The 18,876-nt window shown below is 28.9% G+C and carries 30 protein-coding genes, 1 tRNA gene and 1 rRNA gene; 2 read left to right on the forward strand and 30 right to left on the reverse strand.

The window, feature by feature from the left end:
• Positions 1-19: 19 nt before the first annotated feature.
• The 4 genes from AB4W54_RS01615 to AB4W54_RS01630 all read right to left on the reverse strand — a co-directional run bounded on the left by AB4W54_RS01615 (position 20) and on the right by AB4W54_RS01630 (position 4,713).
• A 23S ribosomal RNA gene (locus AB4W54_RS01615) occupies positions 20-2,923 on the reverse strand.
• 179 nt (positions 2,924-3,102) lie between these two features.
• Positions 3,103-3,175, reverse strand: a tRNA-Glu gene (locus tag AB4W54_RS01620).
• A gap of 124 nt (positions 3,176-3,299) precedes the next feature.
• Positions 3,300-4,163, reverse strand: a complete 864-nt coding sequence (aroE, locus tag AB4W54_RS01625; RefSeq protein ID WP_367674371.1) for a shikimate dehydrogenase — start codon at positions 4,161-4,163, stop codon at positions 3,300-3,302.
• On the reverse strand, positions 4,138-4,713 hold the full coding sequence (locus AB4W54_RS01630) for a Sua5/YciO/YrdC/YwlC family protein (protein ID WP_367674372.1): 576 nt from the start codon (positions 4,711-4,713) through the stop codon (positions 4,138-4,140). The genes aroE and AB4W54_RS01630 overlap by 26 nt, the downstream gene beginning before the upstream one ends.
• 109 nt (positions 4,714-4,822) lie before the next feature.
• Here AB4W54_RS01630 and def point away from each other — a divergent pair, with 109 nt between their 5' ends.
• Both def and fmt read left to right on the forward strand, forming a co-directional pair.
• The gene (def, locus tag AB4W54_RS01635) at positions 4,823-5,263 is read left to right on the forward strand and encodes a peptide deformylase (RefSeq protein WP_367674373.1); all 441 of its coding nucleotides are present in this window, start codon (positions 4,823-4,825) and stop codon (positions 5,261-5,263) included.
• On the forward strand, positions 5,253-6,242 hold the full coding sequence (gene fmt / locus AB4W54_RS01640) for a methionyl-tRNA formyltransferase (protein WP_367674374.1): 990 nt from the start codon (positions 5,253-5,255) through the stop codon (positions 6,240-6,242). Before def ends, fmt begins: the two co-directional genes overlap by 11 nt.
• Before the next feature lie 31 nt (positions 6,243-6,273).
• Here fmt and rplQ read toward each other — a convergent pair whose 3' ends face one another.
• From rplQ to rplD, 26 genes are all read right to left on the reverse strand, one after another.
• On the reverse strand, positions 6,274-6,648 hold the full coding sequence (gene rplQ / locus AB4W54_RS01645) for a 50S ribosomal protein L17 (RefSeq protein ID WP_367674375.1): 375 nt from the start codon (positions 6,646-6,648) through the stop codon (positions 6,274-6,276).
• Positions 6,649-6,690: 42 nt separating this feature from the next.
• Positions 6,691-7,680, reverse strand: a complete 990-nt coding sequence (gene rpoA, locus AB4W54_RS01650) for a DNA-directed RNA polymerase subunit alpha (protein ID WP_367674376.1) — start codon at positions 7,678-7,680, stop codon at positions 6,691-6,693.
• Between the two features lie 30 nt (positions 7,681-7,710).
• Positions 7,711-8,331: a 30S ribosomal protein S4 gene (gene rpsD, locus AB4W54_RS01655; protein WP_367674377.1), complete on the reverse strand. Its 621-nt coding sequence runs from the start codon at positions 8,329-8,331 to the stop codon at positions 7,711-7,713.
• A gap of 26 nt (positions 8,332-8,357) precedes the next feature.
• The gene (gene rpsK, locus AB4W54_RS01660; RefSeq protein ID WP_367674378.1) at positions 8,358-8,747 is read right to left on the reverse strand and encodes a 30S ribosomal protein S11; all 390 of its coding nucleotides are present in this window, start codon (positions 8,745-8,747) and stop codon (positions 8,358-8,360) included.
• Between the two features lie 18 nt (positions 8,748-8,765).
• Entirely contained in the window at positions 8,766-9,122 is a 357-nt protein-coding gene (gene rpsM / locus AB4W54_RS01665) for a 30S ribosomal protein S13 (RefSeq protein ID WP_367674379.1), read from the reverse strand.
• A gap of 51 nt (positions 9,123-9,173) precedes the next feature.
• Positions 9,174-9,290 (reverse strand): 50S ribosomal protein L36, encoded by a 117-nt coding sequence (gene rpmJ, locus AB4W54_RS01670; protein WP_367674380.1) that lies wholly within the window; start codon positions 9,288-9,290, stop codon positions 9,174-9,176.
• A gap of 53 nt (positions 9,291-9,343) precedes the next feature.
• Complete coding sequence (gene secY, locus AB4W54_RS01675; protein WP_367674381.1) at positions 9,344-10,666, reverse strand: preprotein translocase subunit SecY; 1,323 nt, start codon at positions 10,664-10,666, stop codon at positions 9,344-9,346.
• Between the two features lie 22 nt (positions 10,667-10,688).
• Positions 10,689-11,123, reverse strand: a complete 435-nt coding sequence (rplO, locus tag AB4W54_RS01680; RefSeq protein ID WP_367674382.1) for a 50S ribosomal protein L15 — start codon at positions 11,121-11,123, stop codon at positions 10,689-10,691.
• 4 nt (positions 11,124-11,127) lie between these two features.
• Positions 11,128-11,310 carry a 50S ribosomal protein L30 gene (rpmD, locus tag AB4W54_RS01685; protein ID WP_367674383.1) on the reverse strand — a complete coding sequence of 61 codons (183 nt, stop codon included), beginning with the start codon at positions 11,308-11,310 and terminating at the stop codon, positions 11,128-11,130.
• Positions 11,311-11,317: 7 nt separating this feature from the next.
• Positions 11,318-11,827, reverse strand: a complete 510-nt coding sequence (gene rpsE / locus AB4W54_RS01690; RefSeq protein ID WP_367674384.1) for a 30S ribosomal protein S5 — start codon at positions 11,825-11,827, stop codon at positions 11,318-11,320.
• A 15-nt stretch (positions 11,828-11,842) separates the two neighbouring features.
• The gene (gene rplR / locus AB4W54_RS01695) at positions 11,843-12,211 is read right to left on the reverse strand and encodes a 50S ribosomal protein L18 (protein WP_367674385.1); all 369 of its coding nucleotides are present in this window, start codon (positions 12,209-12,211) and stop codon (positions 11,843-11,845) included.
• Between the two features lies 1 nt (position 12,212).
• Complete coding sequence (gene rplF / locus AB4W54_RS01700) at positions 12,213-12,749, reverse strand: 50S ribosomal protein L6 (protein ID WP_367674386.1); 537 nt, start codon at positions 12,747-12,749, stop codon at positions 12,213-12,215.
• 16 nt (positions 12,750-12,765) lie between these two features.
• Positions 12,766-13,161: a 30S ribosomal protein S8 gene (rpsH, locus tag AB4W54_RS01705; protein ID WP_367674630.1), complete on the reverse strand. Its 396-nt coding sequence runs from the start codon at positions 13,159-13,161 to the stop codon at positions 12,766-12,768.
• Positions 13,162-13,202: 41 nt separating this feature from the next.
• Positions 13,203-13,508, reverse strand: coding sequence for a 30S ribosomal protein S14 (gene rpsN / locus AB4W54_RS01710; protein ID WP_367674387.1), 306 nt, complete (start codon positions 13,506-13,508; stop codon positions 13,203-13,205).
• Between the two features lie 19 nt (positions 13,509-13,527).
• Positions 13,528-14,067, reverse strand: a complete 540-nt coding sequence (gene rplE / locus AB4W54_RS01715) for a 50S ribosomal protein L5 (RefSeq protein WP_367674388.1) — start codon at positions 14,065-14,067, stop codon at positions 13,528-13,530.
• Between the two features lie 16 nt (positions 14,068-14,083).
• On the reverse strand, positions 14,084-14,401 hold the full coding sequence (rplX, locus tag AB4W54_RS01720) for a 50S ribosomal protein L24 (protein WP_367674389.1): 318 nt from the start codon (positions 14,399-14,401) through the stop codon (positions 14,084-14,086).
• Positions 14,402-14,421: 20 nt separating this feature from the next.
• Positions 14,422-14,790, reverse strand: coding sequence for a 50S ribosomal protein L14 (gene rplN, locus AB4W54_RS01725; protein WP_367674631.1), 369 nt, complete (start codon positions 14,788-14,790; stop codon positions 14,422-14,424).
• 102 nt (positions 14,791-14,892) lie between these two features.
• A complete protein-coding gene (gene rpsQ, locus AB4W54_RS01730) occupies positions 14,893-15,135 on the reverse strand; it encodes a 30S ribosomal protein S17 (RefSeq protein WP_367674390.1) in 243 nt (80 codons plus the stop codon).
• Entirely contained in the window at positions 15,132-15,329 is a 198-nt protein-coding gene (rpmC, locus tag AB4W54_RS01735) for a 50S ribosomal protein L29 (RefSeq protein ID WP_367674391.1), read from the reverse strand. The genes rpsQ and rpmC overlap by 4 nt, the downstream gene beginning before the upstream one ends.
• Before the next feature lie 11 nt (positions 15,330-15,340).
• Positions 15,341-15,739, reverse strand: coding sequence for a 50S ribosomal protein L16 (rplP, locus tag AB4W54_RS01740; protein ID WP_367674392.1), 399 nt, complete (start codon positions 15,737-15,739; stop codon positions 15,341-15,343).
• Positions 15,726-16,457, reverse strand: a complete 732-nt coding sequence (rpsC, locus tag AB4W54_RS01745; protein WP_367674393.1) for a 30S ribosomal protein S3 — start codon at positions 16,455-16,457, stop codon at positions 15,726-15,728. The genes rplP and rpsC overlap by 14 nt, the downstream gene beginning before the upstream one ends.
• Positions 16,458-16,476: 19 nt before the next feature.
• On the reverse strand, positions 16,477-16,809 hold the full coding sequence (rplV, locus tag AB4W54_RS01750) for a 50S ribosomal protein L22 (RefSeq protein ID WP_367674394.1): 333 nt from the start codon (positions 16,807-16,809) through the stop codon (positions 16,477-16,479).
• Positions 16,810-16,824: 15 nt separating this feature from the next.
• Complete coding sequence (gene rpsS, locus AB4W54_RS01755) at positions 16,825-17,103, reverse strand: 30S ribosomal protein S19 (protein ID WP_367674395.1); 279 nt, start codon at positions 17,101-17,103, stop codon at positions 16,825-16,827.
• Between the two features lie 15 nt (positions 17,104-17,118).
• Positions 17,119-17,946, reverse strand: a complete 828-nt coding sequence (gene rplB, locus AB4W54_RS01760; RefSeq protein WP_367674396.1) for a 50S ribosomal protein L2 — start codon at positions 17,944-17,946, stop codon at positions 17,119-17,121.
• 21 nt (positions 17,947-17,967) lie between these two features.
• Positions 17,968-18,270, reverse strand: coding sequence for a 50S ribosomal protein L23 (gene rplW, locus AB4W54_RS01765; protein ID WP_367674397.1), 303 nt, complete (start codon positions 18,268-18,270; stop codon positions 17,968-17,970).
• Complete coding sequence (gene rplD, locus AB4W54_RS01770; protein ID WP_367674398.1) at positions 18,267-18,872, reverse strand: 50S ribosomal protein L4; 606 nt, start codon at positions 18,870-18,872, stop codon at positions 18,267-18,269. Before rplD ends, rplW begins: the two co-directional genes overlap by 4 nt.
• Positions 18,873-18,876: the final 4 nt, after the last annotated feature.

An 18,876-nucleotide genomic window follows, 5' to 3' on the forward strand; every position in this document is an offset into this window, starting at 1 on the left:
AAAATCAACTATGGAATTATAAATCAAGACTCTCGGGTCATTAGTACTGGTTAGCTCAACATATCGCTATGCTTACACATCCAGCCTATCAACGTTGTAGTCTTCAACGGCCCTTCAGTAAACTTATGTTTCAGGGAAGACTCATCTTGGGGCAAGTTTCGTGCTTAGATGCTTTCAGCTCTTATCTCTCCCGCATTTAGCTACCGGGCAATGCCATTGGCATGACAACCCGAACACCAGTGATGCGTCCACTTCGGTCCTCTCGTACTAGAAGTAGCCCCCCTCAATCTTCCTACGCCCACGGCAGATAGGGACCGAACTGTCTCACGACGTTCTAAACCCAGCTCGCGTACCACTTTAAATGGCGAACAGCCATACCCTTGGGACCTGCTTCAGCCCCAGGATGTGATGAGCCGACATCGAGGTGCCAAACACCGCCGTCGATATGAACTCTTGGGCGGTATTAGCCTGTTATCCCCGGAGTACCTTTTATTTGTTGAGCGATGGCCCTTCCATACAGAACCACCGGATCACTAAGACCTGCTTTCGCATCTGCTCGCGTCATCACGCTCGCAGTTAAACTGGCTTATGCCTTTGCACTAACCTCACGATTTCCGACCGTGATTAGCCAATCTTTGTGCTCCTCCGTTACTCTTTGGGAGGAGACCGCCCCAGTCAAACTACCCACCAGACACTGTCTCTATATCGGATAACGATATTAGGTTAGAATATCAAAGTTTAAAGAGTGGTATTTCACTTTTTGATTCCATTAAACCTGGCGATTTAACTTCATTATCTCCCACCTATTCTACACATTAAAATTCAACACTCAATGTCAAGCTATAGTAAAGGTTCACGGGGTCTTTCCGTCTTGCCGCGGGTACACTGCATCTTCACAGCAATTTCAATTTCACTGAGTCCCAGGTGGAGACAGCCTAGCCATCATTACGCCATTCGTGCAGGTCGGAACTTACCCGACAAGGAATTTCGCTACCTTAGGACCGTTATAGTTACGGCCGCCGTTTACCGGGGCTTCAATCCAAAGCTTTAAGTTGCCTTTGACCTCTTCAATTAACCTTCCGGCACCGGGCAGGCGTCACACCGTATACGTCCACTTTCGTGTTTGCACAGTGCTGTGTTTTTAATAAACAGTTGCAGCTAGCTGGTATCTTAGACTGAATTCAGCTCAAAGAGCAAGTCTTATCACTTACAATCAGTGTGCCTTCTCCCGAAGTTACGGCACCATTTTGCCTAGTTCCTTCACCTGGGTTCTCTCAAGCGCCTTAGTATACTCTACCTGACTACCTGTGTCGGTTTGGGGTACGATTTAAAATTTACATAAGTTTAGAGGATTTTCTTGGAAGTGTGGTATCAATTACTTCACTACCATAGCAGTTCGTCATCACGCCTCAACTTAAAAATAACCGGATTTGCCTAGTTATTATATCTACGCGCTTAAACCAGGATAACCGTCACCTGGATAATCTAACCTACTTCGTCTCCCCAATCACAGTAAAATTAAGCACAGGAATATTAACCTGTTTCCCATCGATTACGCCTTTCGGCCTCACCTTAGGGGTCGGCTTACCCTGCCCCGATTATCGTTGGACAGGAAACCTTAGTCTTTCGGCGAGCAGGTTTTTCACCTGCTTTATCGTTACTCATGTCAGCATTCGCACTTCTGATACCTCCAGAATACTTTACAATATTCCTTCGCAGGCTTACAGAACGCTCCTCTACCCAATAAAATAAATTTATTGTCACAGCTTCGGTATATAGTTTGAGCCCCGTTAAATCTTACGCGCAGGGTGACTTGACTAGTGAGCTATTACGCTTTCTTTAAATGATGGCTGCTTCTAAGCCAACATCCTAGTTGTCTAGGACTCCCCACAACGTTTCCCACTTAACTATAATTTTGGGACCTTAGCTGGTGATCTGGGTTGTTTCCCTTTCCACAACGAACGTTAGCACCCGCTGTGTGTCTCCCGTGATAACATTCTATGGTATTCGGAGTTTGCATCGGATTGGTAAGCCAGTATGACCCCCTAGCCGAAACAGTGCTCTACCCCCATAGATGAATTCACGAGGCGCTACCTAAATAGCTTTCGAGGAGAACCAGCTATCTCCCGGTTTGATTGGCCTTTCACCCCTAGCCATAGGTCATCCGCTGATTTTTCAACATCAGTCGGTTCGGTCCTCCAGTCGGTTTTACCCGACCTTCAACCTGCCCGTGGCTAGATCACCGGGTTTCGGGTCTGTATCCTGCAACTTTACGCCCATTTAAGACTCGGTTTCCCTACGGCTCCCTTATACAGTTAACCTTGCTACAGAATACAAGTCGCTGACCCATTATACAAAAGGTACGCAGTCACCTGATAAAATAGGCTCCTACTGCTTGTACGTATATGGTTTCAGGATCTATTTCACTCCCCTAACAGGGGTTCTTTTCACCTTTCCCTTACGGTACTAGTTCACTATCGGTCAATCAGGAGTATTTAGCCTTGGAGGATGGTCCCCCCATCTTCAAACAAGATTTCTCGTGTCCCGTTCTACTTTTTGAGTACACTACATGATTTTTTTTGTATACTGGGCTATCACCGTGTATCGCTATTTTTTCCAAAATATTCTACTAAAAATCATATAGATTATAACTCTAGGCTATTCCCTTTTCGTTCGCCACTACTACGGGAATCTCAATTGATTTCTTTTCCTCAAGATACTTAGATGTTTCAGTTCTCTTGGTTAGCTTTATTAACCTATTTATTGAGTTAATAATGACATATATAATATGTCGGGTTTCCCCATTCGGACACCATCGGATATAACGCTTCTTATCAGCTTACCGACAATTTTCGTAGATTAGTACGTCCTTCATCGCCTCTGATTGCCAAGGCATCCACCATATACGCTTATTTACTTGAATTTATAACCCATAGCTGTTTTTTATTAATTTTATATTTTAAAAGAGCAATTTAATTTTTATTTTTTTTATTATTAAAATATTATCTTAAATTCAATAGAAAAAAAATAAAAACTAAAATATGACTACAAATATAATAACATAATATTTTATTTTTGCATATATATTTTTTTATTTTAATTTGTCCCCTAGGAGATTTGAACCCCTGTTGCCGCCGTGAAAGGGCGATGTCCTAGACCTCTAGACGAAGGGGACAAGTATAATTACAATATAAATTAACTTAAAAAGTATATTATGTCAATACAATATATAATTGTTACAGATTTCAAAAAAAAAGTCAATATTTTTATTACATAAATGATAAATATATATAAATATATTAAATAAAATACTTTTTACTTTCATTTAATATATTAATAACGGGATTAATTTCAGGAAAAATATTACTCCAATAATAAAAAGAATAAGCAGCTTGACTAACTAACATACCAATACCATCAGAATAATATATTGCCCCATTATCTATACACCAAGATAAAAAAGGTGTAATATTATCACCATAATTTAAATCATAAAAAAAAGTTTTTGAAGGATAAAAAACAACATTAGAAATAAAAAAATCATCTTTTCCTTCTACATTCCTAGCAGTAGCATTAATCACTAGATGATAATTTATTTTTTTTAAGTGCACAATATCAATTGCTTTAATTGGACCAAGATGATTAAAAAATAATTCTAATTTTTTCGCATTTATAAAATTTCTATTTACTATATCAATAGTACAATTTAAATTTAATAAATTTGGAATAATACCTCTAGCTGCTCCACCAGAACCAATTAATAAAATATTATAATTTGGATAAATACAATTTAGTCTTTTTAAATCATAAACCAAACCCATACCATCTGTATTATCTCCAATAATTTCATTTTTTTTATTTTTTTTTAAAAAATTAACTGAATTACATAACTTAGCACGATTAGTTAATATGACTGGTGATTGGCAAACAAGTTCTTTAAATGGTACAGTAACATTTGCTCCTTTCCCATCAGTATAAAAAAAATTACACATCTTGCTAAAAAAATTATCTTTTGTTACATTACATATACCATAATCAACAATAAAATCTGTCTGATAAGAAAATAAACTATAAATCACTGGTGATTTAGAATATAACACTGATTCACCAAATAATAAATAATTATATTTTTTTTTACTAATCATTCCTAATAAATTCTCCATTCATAATATTAAAAATCCTTGAAGGATATAAATTCTTACCTAAAGATCCATATAATAATGGAATATTTAAACCAAAATACTTAAATAAATATTTTTTTTTGGTTAGTGAAGGCATCCCAGAAATATTAGCACTAGTAGAAACAATTGGTTTACTAAAATACTCACATAATTTTTTAACTAATGGATGTTTCGTAATTCGTACGGCAATTAAACCAGAATTACCAGTAATTAATTTTGAAACATTAAATTTTGCAGGTACTAAAAAAGTAATACATTCAGGCCAATTACAACACATTAACTTTTTATGAAAAGATAATATTTTATCAGAATTAATATAAGGAAGTAAATAATTATATTGAGAAGCAATTAATATTACACCTTTATTAATATTTCTATTTTTTAATTTAAATAATTTAGTAATTACACTATCATTATCTGGATTACAACCGAAACCAAATACCGATTCTGTAGGATAAATAATTATTTTATTAGCATGTAACATTTTTATACAATATATAAAAGAAAAATTATTACTATATTTAATTAGCATATTAAAAATCACTTTAATATAATATCTTAAAAATGAAAAAAAACTATTTATTGTTAAAATTATATATATACATTTATAATATTAATATATAAAAAATATTTTAAAGATTATGGAAAATTTCAAAATATTAAAATATCCAGATCAAAGATTACGTAAAATTGCCCAACCAGTCCAAATTATCAATGATAAAATAAAAAAAATTATAAACAAAATGTTTCATACTATGTACCAAAATAACGGTATTGGACTTGCTGCAACTCAAGTTAATATACATTTAAGAATTATTGTAATAGATATTATGAAAGAAAAAAATAATCCTATCGTTTTAATTAATCCTAAAACCATTCAAAAATTCGAAAATATTAGTATGGAAGAAGGATGTTTATCGTTACCAGGGGTAAATAAAATAATCAACAGATCAAAAAATATAGAAGTACATGCTTTAAATGAAAATAATCAAAAAATAAAAATATATGCTACATCATTACTGGCAATATGTATACAACATGAAATGGATCATCTAAGTGGGAAATTATTAATTGACTATTAAAAAAAATCTTATATTACATAATATACATAAAACTAACCAATCATGCAATATTATTTTTGCAGGTACACCACAATTTGCTTCTTATATTTTAAATAAATTAATATACTCCCAACATAAAATTAAATTAGTTATTACGAAACCAGATCAAAAACAAGGGAGAGGAAAAAAAATTCTTTTTTCCGCAGTTAAACAAACAGCTCAAAATAATAATATTTCAATTACTCAGCCCAAAACATTATATACAAAAAAAAATTATTTAAAATTAATATCTGTACAAGCAGATGTAATGATTGTGGTAGCATATGGATTATTAATACCAACATTTATATTAAAACTATTTCCTATGGGTTGTATAAATATACACGCATCACTATTACCAGAATTAAGAGGAGCTGCTCCAATACAATGGGCTATTTTAAATAACTACAAATATACTGGTATTTCCACCATACAAATGAATGAAAAAATCGATTCTGGATACATCATACACCAAAACTCCTGCTACATCAATAAAAATGATACAACTATTAATTTAACTAAAAAATTATGTAAAATTAGTTTACATACTATATTAGTTACTTTAAAAAAAATGCATTATAAATATTATATACCAAAAAAACAAAATGAAAAAAAAGTAACATATGCTCCAAAAATCAACAAATTAATGGGGAAAATAATATTTTGTCAACATGCAAAAAAAATAGAACAGATGACAAGAGCATTTTCCCCATGGCCTGGAACATATATTATAGTTAATAATCAAAAAATAAAAATTCATAAAGTGAAAATCATTAAAAAAAAAAAAAAATATAAAATAGGACAAATTATTAAAATCAATAATCAAGGAATACAAATTCAAACAAAAAAAAATATAATACAAATTACAAAAATTCAAATCCCTGGAAAAAAAATAATAAAAATATCTGATTTTATAATATCTAATCAAAATATATTTTTTATAAATAACATATTAATATAAAATATTTTCTATAAAATATTTTAAATAAAATTTATTTTTTTTGCATATTGGCTCTATTCGTGAACTGTATATAAGCAATTGATGATTTATCACCTGATCTAAAACCACATTTAAAAATCTGCGTATATCCCCCCGTATAATGTAAAAAATGGGGACCAAGATCATTAAATAATTTGGATATAATAAAATTATCTTTAATTCTACTAAAAATTAATCTTCTATTAGCGATATTATCTATTTTAGCAATTGTAATGATTGGTTCAATAATCATACGTAACTCTTTTGCTTTTGATAAAGTAGTTTTAATGATCTCATATCGTACCAAAGAAGAAATCATATTACTAAACATAGCATATAAATGACTAGAATTGCGATTTAAAGATCTACCGCTTTTTCTATGTCTCATAATAAACCTCTATTTAAAATATTTTCAAGTTTTTATCAATTATTATTCATTATATAAATGTTTCGGAGGCCACTCATCTAAACGCATACCTAATGATAAATCTTTAGAAGCTAATAAATCTTTAATTTCATTTAAAGATTTTCGACCCAAGTTAGGTGTTTTTAATAATTCTACTTCAGTACATTGAACTAAATCACCTATATAATGTATGCTCTCTGCTTTTAAACAATTAGCCGACCTTACAGTTAATTCTAAATCATCTACAGAACATAATAAAATAGGTGGAAATTTAGGTTTTATCTCTTTTTGTTCTGGTTCAATAGTATCATGTAAATCTACAAATGATTCTAATTGACTAGATAAAATAGTAGCAGCGGCACGAATTGCTTCTTCTGGATCCATTGTACCATTTGTTTCAATTTCCAAAATCAATTTATCTAAATCTGTTCTTTGTGCAACTCTCACTGATTCTACTAAATAAGATACTCTTTCAACAGGACTATAACAAGAATCTAATGATATATATCCAATTTCTTTATTATCTTTATTAGAAGATATTCTAGAAGCAGCAGTGATATATCCTACTCCACGTTCCACTTTAATTTTCATTTCAATAGAAGCAGAAGGATCATTTAAATGACAAATTACATGTTTAGGGTTCATAATTTCAACACTATTATCATGTAAAATATCACCAGCATATACTATGCCAGGACCTGATTTGTTTAAACTTAAAACAACATGATCTTTATTATATAATTGTATAGCTAACTCTTTTAAATGTAATAATATTGTTAAAATATCTTCTTGTATACCATCTTTACAACTATATTCATGCAAAATACCTTTGATTTTTACTGCAGTAACAGCATAACCCGGGATAGAAGAAATTAAAATTCTTCTTAATGCATTTCCTATAGTATGACCAAACCCTCTTTCTAAAGGTTCTAAAATGATCTTAACATGATTTGTTTCAAGTTGTTCAATATGCACTATTTTAGGTTTTAAAAATATTTTCCTGTAGTTTTTCACAATATTATTTTCCAAGAATAAATTAATATTTTATTTTGAATACAGTCCAACAATTAAATGTTCATTAATATCTAATGATACATCAGAACGTTCTGGAACCCTAACAATTTTACCAGATAATTTATCTTTATATACTTCTAACCAAGTAGGTCTTTCTCTTTGTTCTGATAATTCTAAAGCATATTTAATTCTAAATTGATTTTTAAATTTTTCTCTAATTTGAATATAATCACCAGTAGAAACTTGATAAGAAGCAATATTAACAACTCGATTATTTACTATAATAACTTTATGATTAACAATTTGTCTCGATTCTGATCGTGTTGCACCAAAACCCATTCTATATATAACATTATCTAAACGACTTTCTAATAATTTTAATAAATTCTCTCCCGTACTCCCTTTTAATTTACGTGCTAACTTATAATAATTACGAAATTGTTTTTCTAAAATACCATATAATCTACGCACTTTTTGTTTCTCACGTAATTGTATAGCATATTCAGATAATCTAGACCTTTTAGATCTTTTTGGACCAGGTAATTGATTAATTTTACATTTTGATTCAATAGAACGATATCCTGATTTTAAAAATAAATCAGTATTTTCTCTACGACTTAATTTTAATTTAGGTCCTAAATATTTAGCCATGATTTTCTCTCACAAAATTTTTTAAATTATACTCTCCGTTTTTTAGGTGGACGACAACCATTATGCGGAATAGGAGTAATGTCTATGATACTTGTAATTTTAAAACCAGCAGTATTAAAAGCACGAATGGTTGATTCTCTTCCAGGACCAGGACCTTTCACCATGACTTCTAAATTTTTCATTCCATAATCTTTAATAGATTCAATACAACGTTCAGTAGCTACTTGTGCAGCAAATGGAGTAGATTTACGTGAACCTCTAAATCCAGATCCTCCAGAAGTAGCCCAACCTAACGTATTTCCTTTTCGATCAGTGATAGTAATAATAGTATTATTAAATGATGCGTAAATATATGCAATACCATCTAAAATTTTTTTTTTAATACGTTTCTTAGACCTAGTTAATACTTTTTTCATAATTTACATCCTATACATTTATTTTTTAATTAATTTTCTTGGACCTTTCCTGGTTCTAGCATTAGTTTTAGTTCTTTGCCCTCGTACAGGTAGTCCTCTACGATGACGAAAACCACGATAACATCCTAAATCTATTAATCTTTTAATATGTAAAGTATTTTCCCTTCTTAAATCTCCTTCAATTACAAATTGATTAATCATATTTCTTAATAAATCTAATTTACTTTTACTAACATTTTGCATTTTTATAGTTTCTTCAATACCACAATTAACACAAATCATTTTAGCACGTGACTTTCCAATACCATAGATTAAACTCAAAGCAATAACAATGTTTTTTTTATTTGGAATATTAATTCCAGCAATACGAATCATAATAAACCTCTGTAAATATATAAAATAATATATTTATTAAATAATATACAATTATCCTTGCCTTTGTTTATGCTTAGGATACAATGAACAAATGACTCGAATAACATTTCTTCTTTTTACAATTTTACAACTACGACAAATTTTTTTTACTGATGTCCTAACTTTCATATAGCCACCATATATTTTAATCCATGAAATATAAATATAACATATAAATCATATCAAACATAATTATTAATATTGATATGTGTTCTTTTTAACAGAATACTATATTTATTAGATAATAATATAGTTTGAATTTGATTAATACAATCTATTATTACTACAACAACAATCAATAACGTTGTTCCACTAAAATAAAATGGAATATGCAGTATATTTCTTATCCAATCAGGAAGAGAACAAATAAAAATAATATACAAGGCATTTATAATAATTATACGTTTCATAATCTTATTAAGATATTGTGCAGTATTTACTCCTGGTCTAACACCTAGTATATATGCACCTGATTTTTTTAAATTTTCTGCAACTTCTCTAACATTAAACGACAAATTCGAATAAAAAAAACATAAATACATTACTAAAATAGAATATATTAATAAATATAAAATATGATCAGATTGTAAATGATACGAAAAAATTATTAAATAATGAAAAAATTTATAATAATTTAACCAAGATAATATCATCCCTAATACATTTATTATACTAGAAGAAAAAATTGCTGGTACAACTCCAGACATATTTAATTTTAATGGAAGATAAGTATGTTCCATAGCATACATTTTATGCATATTATTATGCTTAGCATAATATAAATTAATCTTTTTATAACTTCTTTCAATATAAACAACAAAAAAAATAATAAAAAAAATTAATATACCAATAGCACATAAATATAAAATAGGAAGATTTAATTCTTTTAATTGCATATAAAAAATTACAAAAGAAAGAGGTAATTTAGACATAATTCCTATAAAAATAATAATTGAAACACCATTACCAATTCCATAATTAGTAATTATTTCCCCTAACCACATTAATATCATAGTACCAGTTAACAAACTAATTACAGAAATAAAATAAAAACAAAAATTATGATTAGTAACTAATCCAGACATACCCGGAATATTTGGTAAAGTTAATGATAATATAATAGCTTGTGCAGTTGATATCAATAAAGTAACATACCTAATATATTTCTTAATTTTATTTTTTCCTACATCACCATCTTGTTTTAATTTCGAAAATGGTTTAATAAAAAATACTAATAACTGTACTATCATGGATGCAGAAATATAAGGAGATACTCCTAAAGAAAAAATAGAAGATTGACTTAAAGCATTACCAGAAAAAGTGTTTAATACATCCATTACAGTACCCTTTTGAGTCTGTAAAAAATTAGATAAAACCAAATTATTAATACCTGGCACTGGTATTAAAGAACCAATACGGAAAATGATTATTGAAAATATTACAACCATGATCCTCTTTTTTAATTCTACAGTAGATTGACTAAAATTGTTAAATTTTGATTGCATATTATTAACCATTATCTATTAATTATTCCTCAATCATTCCATTTAACGATTTAATAATAGAATTAACACTTTTAGTTAATTTTAATCCTTTAATGTGTACTGATTTCGTAATTTTACCAGAATTAATTATTTTAACATATTTCACATTCTTTTTAATAACATTCATTTTTTTTAATGTATTTATATCAATGACATGAAAATTATTTTTTTCTATGTCAGATAATCTTACTTCTGCAGTAATGAATTTTTTTTTTGAAGAGAATCCAAATTTTGGAATACGACGATATAATGGCATTTGACCACCCTCAAAACCCCTCCTAATACTCATTCCTGAACGAGATTTTTGCCCTTTATGTCCTCTACCACATGTTTTACCAGTTCCACTACCTATTCCTCTACCAACTCTTTTTTTTACTTTCCTATTATTTTTACTAACAGATAAACTATTTAAATACAAAATATTATTCTCCTATTATTTTCACCATATAAGATACTTTTCGCACCATACCTCTTATTGCAGGAGTATCATTTCTACGCACTGTATGTCTAATTTTACGCAAACCTAAACCTACCATTGTTGCTTTATGAGAAGGTATACGACCTATTGTACTTTTTATTTGTGTAATAAATATTTTTTTATTCATATATATATTATCCTAGTATTTCAGCAATAGATTTATTTCTTTTTAAAGCAATAATTTTGATAGATTTCATATTTTTTAAAGCATTAATAGTAGCACGAACTACATTAATAGGATTCGTTGAACCATACGATTTAGCTAAAACATTCTGTATACCTAATACCTCTAATACAGCTCGCATAGCTCCACCAGCAACAATACCAGTTCCTTTAGAAGCAGGTTTCATAAATATTTTAGATCCAGTATAATAACCTTTTACTGAATGTTGTAAAGTACCATTATTAATTTCAATATACATCATATTACGACGAGCTTGTTCCATAGATTTCTGAATAGCTGATGGAACCTCTCTTGACTTACCATATCCAATCCCTAACTTACCTTTTTGATTACCAACTACAGTTAATGCAGTAAAAGAAAAAATTCTACCCCCTTTTACGGTTTTAGATACTCTATTAACAGCAATTAATTTTTCTTGTAGATCAGAATTTTTTTTTTTTTCATTATTTAAATGTCTCATAATATACACCTCTTATTAAAAATTGAGACCCATTTTTCTCGCTGACTCTGCTAACATTTTTATTCTACCATGATATTTAAAACCAGATCTATCAAAAGAAACTACCTTAATACCTTTTTGTATTGCTCTAGTAGCAATTATTTCACCAACTAAACTAGCTGCTTCTTTATTACCTGTATATCCTGAAATTAACTTTCGTATATCTTTCTCTAATGTAGATGCAGAAACTAAAATCGTTTTAAAATCTGAATCAATTACTTGCGCATACATATGACGAGCTGTTCTATGTACAACTAATCTAATTGCATGCAATTTTTTTAATTTCATACGCATTTTATAAGATCTTTTTTTACGTTGATATTTTTTTTTAATTAAAAAATTCATTTTATTTCTTTTTAGCCTCTTTAATTCTTACTTTCTCATTAAAATATCGAACACCTTTCCCTTTGTAACATTCTGGTTTTCTTTTTTTTCGTAAATCAGCAGCAACTTGCCCTAATAATTGTTTATTTATACTTTTTAATATAATTTCAGTAGGAGATAAAACTTCACCAGTAACTTCTACAGGTAATACATAATGAACAGGATGTGAATAACCTAACAACATAACAATAGTATGATTTTTTTCCATACTAATACGGTATCCTACGCCTACTAATTGTATTTTTTTTTCAAAACCAATTGTAACTCCTATAATCATAGAATTAATTAAAGCGCGTACAGTACCCGCTTGCATCCAATGATCATACTTATCTTTTTTAGGTTTAAAAAATAATGTATCTTGCTTATATTCTATTAAAACAGAATCATGAAAAGAATACTGTAATATTTTCGCATTATTTTTTATAGTGATCATATTTCCCGTTAATACAATATTTACATTATTAGGTACAAGAATAGGTTTTTTAGCAATACGAGACATGAACCCCTCCATATATTTAACATACTGTACAAAGTAATTCTCCACCTACGCCCATTTTCTTAGCTATTCTATTACTTACCACCCCTTTAGAAGTAGATAAAATAGCTATTCCAAAACCATCCATCACAATAGGTACAGAGTTCTTATTTTTATAAATTCGTAAACTAGGTTTACTAATTCTAATAATTTCTTCTATGACAGGTTTTCCACGAAAATATTTTAAATAAATTTTTAATATTTTTTTATTAATATTATTTTCTACAATATAACGATCAATATAACCTTCAGTTTGTAAAACATTAGTAATAGCAACCTTTAAATTTGAACAAGGCATACAAACAAGTATTTTGTTAGATAATTGATTATTACGAATTCTTGTGATCATATCTGATATTGGATCTTGCATACTCATCTTATCATGCCCTCTTATTATCATTTGTATATTATTTTAATTTACCAGCTTGACTTTTTTAATCCAGGAATTTCTCCATTCATAGCTAATTCCCTAACTTTCATTCTACTTAAACCAAATTTTCTTAAAAAACCATGCGGTCTACCTGTTTGAAAACACCTATTACGTTGTCTAGATAAGCTAGAATCTCGAGGTAATTTTTGTAATTTCAAGACCGCTTCCCAGCGCTGTTCTTTGGGAATAGACATATTTACAATCAGTTTTTTTAAATTATTACGTTTTAAAAAAAATTTTTTACCCAACTTTCTTCTCTTAAACTCTCGTAATTTAATGGATTCTTTAGCCATATACATATCCTTAATAACATTATTTTTGAAAAGGAAAATTAAAAAAGGATAATAATGCTAATCCTTCAATATTATTTTTCGCAGTTGTAGTAATAGTAATATTCAAACCTCGTACTTTATCAATAGTATCATAATTAATTTCAGGAAAAATGATTTGTTCTTTAATTCCGATATTATAATTACCACGTCCATCAAACGATTTTTTAGAAAATCCTCTAAAATCACGAATCCTAGGTATCACGATTTTAATAAAACGATTTAAAAAATCCCATTTTCTTACACCTCTAAGAGTTACCTTACATCCAATAGGGTAACCTTTTCTAATTTTAAATCCAGCAATCGATTTTTTTGATTTTGTAATTATCGGTTTTTGTCCAGTAATTAACGTTAAATCCGATACTGCCTTATCGAGTGTTTTTTTATCATTTTTTAATTGATTGATACCAATATTTAAAGTAATTTTATCTATTACTGGAACTTGCATAATAGAATGATATTGAAATTGATCAATTAATTTTTTTACAACATGTGATTTATAATAACTATATAAATCTAACATAATTATTATCCTTAATCTAATTAATAATATGATTATTAGATTTAAAATATCTAACCTTTTTCCCAGATTCAAATCTAAATCCAACGCGATCCGCTTTTTTAGTAATAGGATTGAAAATAGCAACATTAGAAATATGTATCCAGGCTTCTTTTTGTAAAATAGTAGAACTAATATTTTTAGATGGAATACCTTTTTGATGTTTTTTTACTAAATTCATACCTTTAACAACCACTTTATTTTTATTTAAACATATTGTCTGAACAATACCTATCTTTCCTTTATCTTTCCCAGATAAAATAATTACATGATCATTAGATCGAATTTTCACAGCCATCTTATACCCTTAATAAATAATTACAATACTTCTGGAGCTAATGAAATAATTTTCATAAATTTATTATTTCTTAACTCGTGAGTAATAGGACCAAAAATACGTGTTCCAATAGGTTGATCTAAATTATTTAAAATAACACAAGCATTAGTATCAAATCGAATAGAAGAACCATCAGCACGATGTACTCCACTTTTAGTTCTGACTACTACGGCGCGAAACACTTCTCCCCTTTTTACCTTCCCTCTAGGAATAGCTTCTTTAATAGTAACTTTTATAATATCACCAATACGAGCATATCTTTTTTTAGAACCACCTAATACTCTAATACACATAGCGGAACGTGCACCAGAATTATCAGCAACTAATAATATTGTTTGTTCTTGTATCAATGTACACTCCAAGTAAATTATTCAATAATAAATATGTATATACTATAAAAAATATAAAAATATGACTTATGATAATCCTATATATAAAATACAATTAAACAATTATGTAATTACTTTTACTAAAATCCAAGATTTCGTTTTAGAAATTGGACGACATTCTTTAATTTCTACAGCATCACCTTTACAACATATGTTATTCTCATCATGCACATGTAATTTAGTAATTTTTCTAATAAATTTTTTATATATTGAATGTTTAATAAACCGTTCTACTACCACCACAATAGATTTATGCATTTTATTACTTACTACAACTCCTTTTAAAGTACGAATTTTACCAATCATGTAATATCCTTAATTTTTTCCTTCATTATTGTTTTTACTTTTACAATTTTTTTTTTTACTTTCTTTAAACGATGAGTTTGTTTTAATTTTCCAATACGTAGTTGAATTCTTAAATTAAATTGTTCTCTTAATAAACTACCAAGTTCTGCTTGCAAATGCTGCACAGAACATGCACGTAATTCTGTTAATTTCATTTCATCACCATTTATTGACAAAATAATGTTTTTACAGATAATTTAGCAGATGCTAATTTAAAAGCTAAGCGTGATTCTGATTCAGATAATCCATCAATTTCATATAAAATAGTGCCAGGTTGTACTAAAGCAACCCAATACTCAACATTTCCTTTTCCTTTACCCATACGAACTTCTAATGGTTTTTGAGTAATTGGTTTATCTGGGAAAACACGTATCCATACTTTCCCTTGTCTATTCATTGCTTTTGTAATCACTCTTCTAGCAGATTCAATTTCTCTTGAATTCAATCTGCCTCTAGTAACAGCTTTTAATCCAAATGTACCAAAATGAATTTTAGAATTTAAAGTTAATCCCCTGTTTTTTCCTTTATGCATTTTTCTAAATTTAGTACGCTTAGGTTGTAACATGCGTATATTTTCTCCTAATATGATTATTTTTAAAATATTTCTTTGGTTCTTTAGAAAAACTTTGATTTATATTATATACAGAATTCATACCATCTAAGATTTCTCCTTTAAAAATCCAAACCTTAACACCAATAATACCATAAGTAGTATAAGCTTCAGCTAAACTATATTCAATATTTGCACGCAAAGTATGCAAAGGAACTCTTCCTTCTCTATACCATTCTTTTCGAGCAATTTCCGCTCCTCCTACACGTCCACTAATTTCTACTTTAATTCCCTCCGCTCCATGCCGCATAGCATTTTGTACAGATCTCTTCATAGCCCTACGAAACATTACTCTACGTTCCAATTGAGTAGCAATATTTTTTGCAATTAAATAAGCATCTAACTCAGGATCTCTAATTTCTGCGATATTGACTTGAGCAGATATTCCAGATATTTGTGAAATTTTTAATCTTAATTGTTCTACATCAGAACCTTTTTTTCCAATTACAATACCTGGTCTGGATGTATAAATAATAACACGTAAACTTTTTGCTGGTCTTTCAATAATAATTTTAGAAATAGAAGCTTTATATAATTTTTTTTTTAAAAATTTACGTATTTTAAAATCATCTTCAATATACATACAAAACTGTTTTTTATTAGCAAACCAATTAGAATACCAAGATCTAATTATTCCTAACCGCATACCATGAGGATGAACTTTTTGACCCATTATGTATATCCTTAAAATATTATTTATTAGATAAAACGATTGTAATATGACTAGTACGTTTTAAAATTCTATCAGACCTTCCTTTTGCTCTAGGAAGCATTCTTTTCATTGTTGCACCTTCATCAACAAATATTCTTTTAATAAATAATTGATCTATATTAATACCATAGTTATGGTCTGCATTAGCAATAGCTGAATCAAGTACTTTTTTAATTAACAAAGCTGCTTTTTTTTTTTGATGTATTAAAATGGGTAACACTTTTGTTACCTTTTTACCACGAATTATGTTAGCAATTAATCGCACTTTTTGAGCTGATGATCTTGCTTTTTTATACTTAGCTATAATATCCATTATATTATAAAACACCTATTTTTTTTTTATTTTTTTATCTGCTACATGTCCTCTAAATGTACGAGTAATAGAGAACTCACCTAATTTATGTCCAACCATTTCTTCAGTAATAAAAATGGGTATATGTTGACGACCATTATGTACAGAAATTGTTAAACCAATCATATTTGGAAATATTGTTGAACGTCTTGACCATGTTTTTAATGGTTTTTTATTTCCTGTTTCAATCATTTTTTTTACTTTAAATAATAAGTGATGATCAATAAAAGGACCTTTCTTTAAAGATCGAGACATATAATACCCTTAATATTATTTATTATACTTACGATTACGTAAAATATATTTATTAGTACGTTTATTCATACGTGTCTTTTTACCTTTAGTTTGTTTTCCCCAAGGGGTAACAGGATGTTTACCAAAATTTCTGCCCTCACCTCCTCCGTGGGGGTGATCAATAGGGTTCATCGCAGTACCACGAACTGTTGGTCTAATACCCCTCCACCGAGAAGCACCAGCTTTCCCTAATACTTGTAACATATGTTCAGAATTACCAACTGATCCAATGGTAGCTCTACACTTAGATTCAATTCTACGAATCTCCCCTGAACGTAACCTCACTGTCACATATTTATTTTCATTAGAAATAATTTGTGCATAACTTCCTGCAGTACGAGCTATTTGCCCACCTTTACCTGGTTTCATTTCAATATTATGAATAAATGTCCCAATAGGAATATGATTCATCAACATACTATTTCCGATTTTAATATTCGTTTTATCCCCAGAAATAATTTTATCTCCTATATTTAACCCTTTTGGAGATAAAATATATTTTCTTACTCCATCTGCGTATAAAATTAAAGCTATATTAGCTGACCTATTTGGATCATATTCAAATCTTTCTACACGAGCAAAAATATTATCCTTATTTCTTTTAAAATCAATCAATCTATACATTCGTTTATGTCTACCACCAATATGTCTAGTGGTAATATGACCATGATTATTTCTTCCTCCACTTTTATTATTATATTTTAATAATAAACTAAAAGGTCTACCCTTATGTAAATGGGGATTTACTACTTTCACCATATGTCTACGACCAGGAGATGTCGGGTTACATTTTATAACAACCATAATAATATTCTCTTATTATATTTAATTAATATTTTTTATAATATCTACACTATTTCCCGCCTTTAATTTAATATAAGCTTTTTTCCAATTACTAAATTTAATATTATATTTACCCTTAATTTTTCTTTTCCCTTTTACTAACACTGTATTTATATTTTTTACTTGAACAGAAAATAATTTTTCTACAGCTCTCTTAATATCTCTTTTATTTGATTTCATTGAAACTTTTAAAATAATTATATTATTTTTTTTTGCATAAATAGTAGATTTTTCTGATATATGTGGTGCATATAATACTTTAAATATTTGATAATGAAAATTCATAATAAACTTTCCTCAATTTTCCTAATTGCATTAACTGTAATAATAGTATTCTTAAAATTAATTAAATTAATAGGATCAATTGTGGAAACATCTTTAACACATACTTTATATAGATTTCTAGAAGCTAATAATAAATTTTTTTCTACATGATCGGTAATAATTAAAACTTCAAAAAGAGATAAATCATATAATTTTTTTAATAATGTTTTTGTTTTATGAGATAAAAGAGAAAAATTTTTAAAAACAATTAACCTATTTTGACGTATCAAAGTAGAAAAAATTACTTTTAACGCACCACGATACATCTTTTTATTAACTTTTTGCATATATGATTTTGGTTTAGCAGCAAAAGTAACACCACCAGACCTCCAAATTGGACTTCTAATAGAACCTACTCGAGCCCTACCTGTACCTTTTTGACGCCAAGGTTTTTTACCAGAACCAGACACTTCAGACCTATTTTTTTGAGCTTTGCTACCTTGTCTTTTTCCAGCAAAATATGCTACAACCACTTGATGAACTAATGCTTGATTAAAATTTTGATTAAAAATAACATCTGAAACGAAAATAAAAGATTGTTCATCATGAACAGCTAATTTCATATTT

The sequence above is a fragment of the Buchnera aphidicola (Pterocallis alni) genome (assembly GCF_964059075.1).
GTDB classification, from domain to species: Bacteria; Pseudomonadota; Gammaproteobacteria; order Enterobacterales; family Enterobacteriaceae; genus Buchnera_L; species Buchnera_L aphidicola_AN.

Excerpts from the sequence above, each read along its gene's own strand:
- aroE (WP_367674371.1), bottom strand. The coding sequence starts at position 4,163 with ATGGAGAATTTATTAGGAATGATTAGTAAAAAAAAATATAATTATTTA.
- AB4W54_RS01630 (WP_367674372.1), bottom strand. The coding sequence starts at position 4,713 with ATGCTAATTAAATATAGTAATAATTTTTCTTTTATATATTGTATAAAA.
- def (WP_367674373.1), top strand. The coding sequence starts at position 4,823 with ATGGAAAATTTCAAAATATTAAAATATCCAGATCAAAGATTACGTAAA.
- rplQ (WP_367674375.1), bottom strand. The coding sequence starts at position 6,648 with ATGAGACATAGAAAAAGCGGTAGATCTTTAAATCGCAATTCTAGTCAT.
- rpsD (WP_367674377.1), bottom strand. The coding sequence starts at position 8,331 with ATGGCTAAATATTTAGGACCTAAATTAAAATTAAGTCGTAGAGAAAAT.
- rpsK (WP_367674378.1), bottom strand. The coding sequence starts at position 8,747 with ATGAAAAAAGTATTAACTAGGTCTAAGAAACGTATTAAAAAAAAAATT.
- rpsM (WP_367674379.1), bottom strand. The coding sequence starts at position 9,122 with ATGATTCGTATTGCTGGAATTAATATTCCAAATAAAAAAAACATTGTT.
- rpmJ (WP_367674380.1), bottom strand. The coding sequence starts at position 9,290 with ATGAAAGTTAGGACATCAGTAAAAAAAATTTGTCGTAGTTGTAAAATT.
- secY (WP_367674381.1), bottom strand. The coding sequence starts at position 10,666 with ATGCAATCAAAATTTAACAATTTTAGTCAATCTACTGTAGAATTAAAA.
- rpmD (WP_367674383.1), bottom strand. The coding sequence starts at position 11,310 with ATGAATAAAAAAATATTTATTACACAAATAAAAAGTACAATAGGTCGT.
- rpsE (WP_367674384.1), bottom strand. The coding sequence starts at position 11,827 with ATGAGACATTTAAATAATGAAAAAAAAAAAAATTCTGATCTACAAGAA.
- rplR (WP_367674385.1), bottom strand. The coding sequence starts at position 12,211 with ATGAATTTTTTAATTAAAAAAAAATATCAACGTAAAAAAAGATCTTAT.
- rplF (WP_367674386.1), bottom strand. The coding sequence starts at position 12,749 with ATGTCTCGTATTGCTAAAAAACCTATTCTTGTACCTAATAATGTAAAT.
- rpsH (WP_367674630.1), bottom strand. The coding sequence starts at position 13,161 with ATGAGTATGCAAGATCCAATATCAGATATGATCACAAGAATTCGTAAT.
- rpsN (WP_367674387.1), bottom strand. The coding sequence starts at position 13,508 with ATGGCTAAAGAATCCATTAAATTACGAGAGTTTAAGAGAAGAAAGTTG.
- rplE (WP_367674388.1), bottom strand. The coding sequence starts at position 14,067 with ATGTTAGATTTATATAGTTATTATAAATCACATGTTGTAAAAAAATTA.
- rplX (WP_367674389.1), bottom strand. The coding sequence starts at position 14,401 with ATGGCTGTGAAAATTCGATCTAATGATCATGTAATTATTTTATCTGGG.
- rpsQ (WP_367674390.1), bottom strand. The coding sequence starts at position 15,135 with ATGATTGGTAAAATTCGTACTTTAAAAGGAGTTGTAGTAAGTAATAAA.
- rpmC (WP_367674391.1), bottom strand. The coding sequence starts at position 15,329 with ATGAAATTAACAGAATTACGTGCATGTTCTGTGCAGCATTTGCAAGCA.
- rplP (WP_367674392.1), bottom strand. The coding sequence starts at position 15,739 with ATGTTACAACCTAAGCGTACTAAATTTAGAAAAATGCATAAAGGAAAA.
- rpsC (WP_367674393.1), bottom strand. The coding sequence starts at position 16,457 with ATGGGTCAAAAAGTTCATCCTCATGGTATGCGGTTAGGAATAATTAGA.
- rplV (WP_367674394.1), bottom strand. The coding sequence starts at position 16,809 with ATGGATATTATAGCTAAGTATAAAAAAGCAAGATCATCAGCTCAAAAA.
- rpsS (WP_367674395.1), bottom strand. The coding sequence starts at position 17,103 with ATGTCTCGATCTTTAAAGAAAGGTCCTTTTATTGATCATCACTTATTA.
- rplB (WP_367674396.1), bottom strand. The coding sequence starts at position 17,946 with ATGGTTGTTATAAAATGTAACCCGACATCTCCTGGTCGTAGACATATG.
- rplW (WP_367674397.1), bottom strand. The coding sequence starts at position 18,270 with ATGAATTTTCATTATCAAATATTTAAAGTATTATATGCACCACATATA.
- rplD (WP_367674398.1), bottom strand. The coding sequence starts at position 18,872 with ATGAAATTAGCTGTTCATGATGAACAATCTTTTATTTTCGTTTCAGAT.